The 6,018-nt window shown below is 68.2% G+C and carries 5 protein-coding genes; 2 read left to right on the top strand and 3 right to left on the bottom strand.

Features of this window, described 5'->3' with window-relative positions; all coding sequences use genetic code 11:
- Positions 1 to 279 precede the first annotated feature (279 nt).
- Positions 280 to 1,887 (bottom strand): long-chain fatty acid--CoA ligase, encoded by a 1,608-nt coding sequence (locus V7E05_RS13200; RefSeq protein WP_333620103.1) that lies wholly within the window; start codon positions 1,885 to 1,887, stop codon positions 280 to 282.
- A gap of 242 nt (positions 1,888 to 2,129) precedes the next feature.
- Here V7E05_RS13200 and V7E05_RS13195 point away from each other — a divergent pair, with 242 nt between their 5' ends.
- The gene (locus V7E05_RS13195) at positions 2,130 to 2,903 is read left to right on the top strand and encodes an NTP transferase domain-containing protein (RefSeq protein WP_333620102.1); all 774 of its coding nucleotides are present in this window, start codon (positions 2,130 to 2,132) and stop codon (positions 2,901 to 2,903) included.
- 211 nt (positions 2,904 to 3,114) lie between these two features.
- On the opposite strand, the gene V7E05_RS13190 is transcribed toward V7E05_RS13195, so the two are convergent.
- Entirely contained in the window at positions 3,115 to 3,723 is a 609-nt protein-coding gene (locus V7E05_RS13190; protein ID WP_333620101.1) for a TetR/AcrR family transcriptional regulator, read from the bottom strand.
- Between the two features lie 189 nt (positions 3,724 to 3,912).
- Between V7E05_RS13190 and V7E05_RS13185 the strand changes: the two genes are divergently transcribed.
- Positions 3,913 to 5,085, top strand: coding sequence for a sterol desaturase family protein (locus V7E05_RS13185; RefSeq protein WP_333620100.1), 1,173 nt, complete (start codon positions 3,913 to 3,915; stop codon positions 5,083 to 5,085).
- A 17-nt stretch (positions 5,086 to 5,102) separates the two neighbouring features.
- Here the strand turns inward: V7E05_RS13185 and trhA are convergent, their stop codons facing one another.
- A complete protein-coding gene (gene trhA, locus V7E05_RS13180) occupies positions 5,103 to 5,897 on the bottom strand; it encodes a PAQR family membrane homeostasis protein TrhA (protein WP_333620099.1) in 795 nt (264 codons plus the stop codon).
- Positions 5,898 to 6,018: the final 121 nt, after the last annotated feature.

Below are 6,018 nucleotides of genomic sequence, written 5' to 3'. Positions count from 1 at the left end.
TTGGCATCGTGTTCCATCCTTGCTTAAAGAACGGAACGAAACCCAGGGCGATTCAGCACCGACAATCCACACATCGAACAAGGCCCAATAAAGGGCTACCCAGGCTAACGAATTGCTGAATTCTCGCATTAGCCGAGCCGCCAGATCTTGCAGCTCGTAGACAGTGCCTACACAACGCCGCGAATAATTGCTCCACCGAAATGAGCAGCCGCGCCTCGGGAATGTTCCCGAGGCGCGGCATTCACTAGCGGCGTCACGGCCGCAGCAAGCCAAGCAGTCTTAGTTCACGTGCGCCTTACGCAGCGTCACCTTGTTGATCTTGCCCGTCGCGGTCTTCGGCAGCTCGTCGACGAATACGTAGTCCTCGGGGATCCAGAACTTCGCGACCTTGTCCTTCAGGTACTCGCGGATGGTGTCCGGGGTCGGGTTGTGCCCCTCTGCCGGCACGACGATGCCCACGGGGCGCTCGTCCCACTTGGGATCCGGACGGCCGATAACGGCAGCTTCGGCCACGTCCGGCGCCGCGGCGATCCAGTTCTCGAGCTCGGCGGAGGAAATCCACTCGCCGCCGGTCTTGATCAGGTCCTTCGTGCGGTCGACGATCGTGATGTTGCCGTGCGAGTCGATCGTCGCGACGTCGCCCGTCTTGAGCCAGCCGTCCTCGGTGAAGGATCCGGAGTTCTCGACGCCGTAGTAGCCGGAGGCGATCGTCGCGCCGCGGCACTGCAGCTCGCCGGTCGATTCGCCGTCGTTGGCGACGATCTCGCCGAACTCGTCGACGATGCGCACGCGGACGATCGGGATGGTGATCCCGGCGAGCGCGAGCATCTCGACCTTCTCATCGTCCGAGGCATCCTGCCGGTCAGACGGCACATGGCCGGTCGACACGAGCGGGCTCGTCTCGGTCATCCCCCAGGCGTTCGACAGCGGAACGCCGAGCTCGCGCTGGTAGTCGCGGGACAGCTCGACGGGGATCGGGGCGCCGCCGGAGACGAGCCGGCGCAGCTTCGGCAGCGACTTGCCCTGCAGGTGCGGGAAGATGCCGCGCCACAGCGTCGGCACAGCAAGTCCGACCGAGCAGTCATCCTCGACGAGCGCCTTCGCGAGCAGATCGGGGGTCATCGCGTTGCCCGGAAGCACGAGGTCCGCGCCGCACATCATCGCGGCATACGGCACGCCCCAGGAGTTGACGTGGAACATCGGCACGATGCCGAGCACCGTGTCCGCTTCGGAGATGCCGAGCGTATCGGCGAACTGGATGGCCATAGCGTGCAGGAACATCGAGCGGTGGTCGTACAGCACGCCCTTGGGGCGTCCGGTGGTGCCGGAGGTGTAGCACATCGCCGAGGCCTGACGCTCGTCCGGAACGTCGAAGTCCATGACCGGCGAGGCGTCCGCGAGCAGCGTCTCGTAATCGTGGAAGCGATCGTCGCCCTCGGGAGTTTCCGGCCCTACGCCGTCATCCATAACGACGATGTGGCGAACGGTGGGAATCTTGTCGAGAATCGGCAGCAGCGCGCCGAGAATCGAGCGGTCGATGAAGATCACGTCGTCCTCGGCGTCGCCGACGATGTACTCGATGTCCTCGGCGAACAGGCGATGGTTGACGGTATGCAGGATGCGGTTCGAGCACGGCACGGCCATGTACAGCTCGAGGTGGCGGTGGGTGTTCCACGCGAACGTCGCGACGCGCGCCTGGTTCGGCACCTCGAGGGTGTCGAGCACGCCGGCGAGGCGGCGGATGCGATCGGCGGCCTCGCCGTAGGTGATCGTCGTGCTTTCGCCGGTGATCGAGTGGGTCTTCACCTGCTTGTGGGCGAACCGGCTCTCGATCCCGTCCATGATGATGGGGAGGCTCAGCGGAACGTCCTGCATAAGTCCTTGCATGCGAAGAAACCTTTCACTCTGGTTCTTGTGCGCCGCCCGTCGCGGCCGATACACGAATGACGGCGGAGTGACTTAGACCACTACTGCGCCGCTTGTTCCCAGGTTAGCCACGAGCGATCGCGCTGTCAGCGGCGCCCTCGTTAACTCCGGGGACTCTCAGGATCTCAGAGCAATTGCCAGTGCGGTTGTCCGATTTCTGGACAGCGACATGCGGCCTGGCGGGCGGCCTCTAGGGTTGTGGCATGGGTACCGAGCTCGCCGCGATCGTCCTCGCCGGCGGTAGGTCGACCCGTCTGCGCGAGAGCGCGCCCGGAGACGAGATTGCGAAGACCTTGCTTCGCGATGGGACGGGAACGCGGCTCGTCGACGCGGCCATTGCGGCGGCCGCGGGTACAGGGGCGCGGCGGATCGCCGTAGTCGGCCCGCGGCCGGACGAGGCCTTTGCTGCGGCGCTCGACGGTGCTGACGCCGAGGTAGACATCCTCTACGCGCGGGAGGATCCTCCGTTCGCGGGTCCGGCCGCGGCCATTGCCGCGGGCCTCGAGGCGCTGTGGCCGGGCGCGGGTCGAAACGATGACCAGAACGTGGCGCCAGTTGGGGGCGCCTCGACTTCGCCGTCCGACGAGGCGCTCGTGCTCGTCGTCGGCGGGGACATGCCTGCGGCCGGTCCCGGACTTGCCGCCCTGGTGGAGGCGTTCAGCGACGCTCCGGGCCCGGCCGGCGCCGAGACGCGTGCCGACTCCCCTGGCCCGGACGGGTCGGCCGGCGTCGCAGCGACTGCCCATATCTGCTTGGGCGATGGCGCCATTGCGATCGCGGACGGACGCCGTCAGCCGCTCCTTTCCGCGCTCCGCGCCTCGTCTGCGTTGCGCGCTTTCTCGGGCGAATGCTCGGGAGCATCCGTCCACCGCCTTCTCACCGCTCTCGACCTCGTGGAGGTCGACGTCCCCGCGGGCGCGGCGGCCGATGTCGACACCTGGTCCGATGCCCGCGCCCTCGGATTCGACACACCCTGATCCCGCCTGCCTCTGGCTTCGGCGCGTCGCGCGAGACGATCCATGCCGATCCCAGATCTGTAGACAGTGTCTGCAGGTCTCGGAGAAGGTTTGGTTCGGCCCGAGGAAGGCTTGCGGGCACCGGACAACGGAAGACGTGCGGGTGCCGGGCAACGGACACCGGGCAGCTCGCCTGGCTACCTCGCCTGGCTACCTCGCCTGCACGCCCCGCCTATCCTCTCTGCAGCGTCCCGATAATCTGCGCGACGCGCGCCAGCAGCGAGTCGATGGGCTCGCCGGGGTGCTCCATCCACCACGTCATCGCGGCGGTGACGATCGACTCCCACAGGTGGCACAGCAGGTCGACGTCGTGCGAATCGAAGTCGCCGGGCGCGGAGTCGAGTAGCGCGCGAACGCCGATCTCCGCCTGCTCGTGGAACTGCGCCCGGATCTCCCCGTACTCGGCGGCGCTTTCGGGATCGCCGATCTCGACGGGGACGTCGACGAGCGTCCAGTCGCGAGGGCGCGCCTCGACGGATTCGGCGATCGCGCGGATCGTGGCCAGCGCCATCGGCCAGCCGGGCGAGTTCGAGGACACCGCGAAGCGCACGCGCTCGAGCAGCGGCTCCGCGACCGTGCGCACCGCCGCGCAATACAGCGCATCCTTGGTACCGAAATAGGCGAGAACCAGGGCTTTCGACACCTCAGCCCGGGCAGCCACGGCCGCGACGGAGGAGCCCTGCCATCCGCCGATCCCGAATTCCTCGATTGCCGCCTCGACGATCAGGGCCTCACGATCGGCGCGCGCCACTCCCCGACTGCCGATCCGCCTATTGCCCATGGCCGTCGATACTACCGAGCGGCCGTTAGCCCTTGAATATGACCGCGTGGTCACCGTAGTGTGGACCCCGAGCACACTATGGTGCACATCACAGTTGCGCAGTCGCGCGCCGGCGGCCGCTCGCCTGCCGACGCCCACTGCGCACCCGCGCCGCACAGCACGCTCTGCTCCGCCCACCGAGGAGGCCCCATGCGCATCGACCTCACCGTCGTCGCCGTCCCCGCCTACGTCGCCGCGATGGGCGCCGAGTACGCGTGGCAGCGCCGTCACCCGGCCGCGGCCGGTTCGCGCGCCGGCGACTACGAGCTCAAGGACACCATGGCGAGCCTGTCCATGGGCCTTGGCAGCCTCCTCGCGCCTCATGTGTCCAAGGCGCTGTTCGGCCGCGCGGAGCGACGCGCGCGATTCGCGAAGGCCGGGCTGGGCTTGGCGCTCGCCGGCGGCGCGGCGGCCACGGCGGTGGATGTGGTCCGCCGTCATAGGCGGGGAGAACTCCCCGAGCCGGGCCGGTTGCTCGATATGCCCGACCAGTCCACCCCAGGCGGCACGAGCCCGGCGCCTTACGGCACAAACCCCACCCCTGACAGCGCACGTCCCTCCGCCGCGCCCGTCCCCCTCCCGCCGGTCCTCCGCCGGATCGGCGGGGCGGCCGGGGTGTCCGCGGTGGCGAGCGCCGCGCTCGTAGTGGCCACGGAATGGGGTGCCGCGACGGCGAGCAGCCGGATCTTCGGCCGGACCCGCGCGGACCTCGGCCGCAGCCTTCTCGCCTACGCCGCCGGCATCCTGGGCTGGGATTTCGTCTACTACTGGAATCACCGGCTGTCGCACGAGGTGCGGTGGCTGTGGGCGGTGCATTCGGTGCACCATTCGAGCGAGCGCTACAACCTGTCGACGGCGCTGCGGCAGCCGTGGGGCGAGGCGCTCACGCTGTTCGTGCCGTACTCGGTGCTCGCGCTCGCCGGCGTGCGCCCGAGCGTACTCGCCGACGCGCGCGCCGTGAACCTCATCTACCAGTTCTGGGTGCACACCGAGGCGATCGATTCGCTGGGCTGGGCCGAGCGGGTCTTCAACACGCCCTCGCACCACCGCGCGCACCACGGTTCCAACCAGGAGTACCTCGACCAGAACCACGGCAGCATCCTCATCGTGTGGGACAAGCTGTTCGGGACGTTCTCGCCGGAGGACGCGCGCGTCGTCTACGGGCTGACGGCGAACATCGACACCTTCAATCCGCTCCGCGTCTTCTGGGCGGAGTGGGGTGCGATCGTCCGCGATATCTGGGCCGCAGAGTCCTGGCGGGAGCGGTGGTCGTTCCTGCTGCGCGGGCCGGGCTGGGCGTACGAGAATCGGCGGATCGCCTAGGGGCGGAGCTGAGCTGCCTAAATCGAGTAGACGATAATCCAGATGGCGATGTGGTGCAGCCCCGCGGCGATGATCGTGGCGGCGTGGAACACCTCGTGGAAGCCGAACCAACGCTCGCTCGGGTTGGGCCACTTGAGCGCGTAGCCCAGCGCTCCGATCGAGTAGATCGCGCCACCGACGAGGATGAGCACCATCGCGGCGATGGGCATTCCGTCGACGAGGGCGGGGATGTCGATCACCGCGATCCAGCCGAGCACGAGGTACACGGTGACCGACAGCCACCGCGGGTGATCGATCCACACGACGTTGAGGGCGACCGCGAGGAGCGCCGCGACCCAGCACACGCCGAGGATGATCCACGTCTTGAGCCCGGAGGTGACCCCGATAAAGACGGGTGTGTACGTCGCGGCGATGAACACGGCGATAGCGGCGTGGTCGGCGCGGCGCCACCCGGCGACGGCCTTCTGGGAGCGCCACGGGAAGCGGTGGTACGTCGCCGACGTGGCGAGCATGCCGATGAGCCCGAGCACGTAGATGCACACCGCCACCGTGAGAAGAGGCTGGCGGGTCGTCGAGGCGGTGACGGCGATGAGCGCGGCGCCCGCGCCGACGAAGAACCACGATGCGTTGGAGTGGAGCTGCCCGCGCAGCTGCGGCCGCGGCCCGCGGTCGACGACGGGCGGCTTGATCCGGCGCTTCGAAGCCCGCGGGGCGGCAAGCTCCTTCGCAGCGGCAGAATCCTGCGAAGCGGCAGGTTCTTGCGCAGCGGTAGGAGTCGTTTCGGGCGTGGTGCGCGCGTCTTTCGTCGACACGGGTCTCCCCTGACTTCGTAGGCTTCGTCTCCGCAGCGCCGAGGTCGACAGCGCGGGGCTCTCGTTCCGATAAGAGCGCTGGGTCCATTATCGGTAAATGAGCGCGGCCCCGCCGAGTGGC

This window comes from Dietzia sp. (genome assembly GCF_036741115.1).
Lineage (GTDB): Bacteria > Actinomycetota > Actinomycetes > Mycobacteriales > Mycobacteriaceae > Dietzia.
The sequence above is the reverse complement of the archived record's forward strand: the minus strand, read 5'-3'. Positions and strand labels throughout refer to the sequence as shown.

Coding starts and splice junctions, on each gene's coding strand:
- V7E05_RS13195 (WP_333620102.1), top strand. CDS start 2,130: ATGGGTACCGAGCTCGCCGCGATCGTCCTCGCCGGCGGTAGGTCGACC.
- V7E05_RS13200 (WP_333620103.1), bottom strand. CDS start 1,887: ATGCAAGGACTTATGCAGGACGTTCCGCTGAGCCTCCCCATCATCATG.
- V7E05_RS13190 (WP_333620101.1), bottom strand. CDS start 3,723: ATGGGCAATAGGCGGATCGGCAGTCGGGGAGTGGCGCGCGCCGATCGT.
- V7E05_RS13185 (WP_333620100.1), top strand. CDS start 3,913: ATGCGCATCGACCTCACCGTCGTCGCCGTCCCCGCCTACGTCGCCGCG.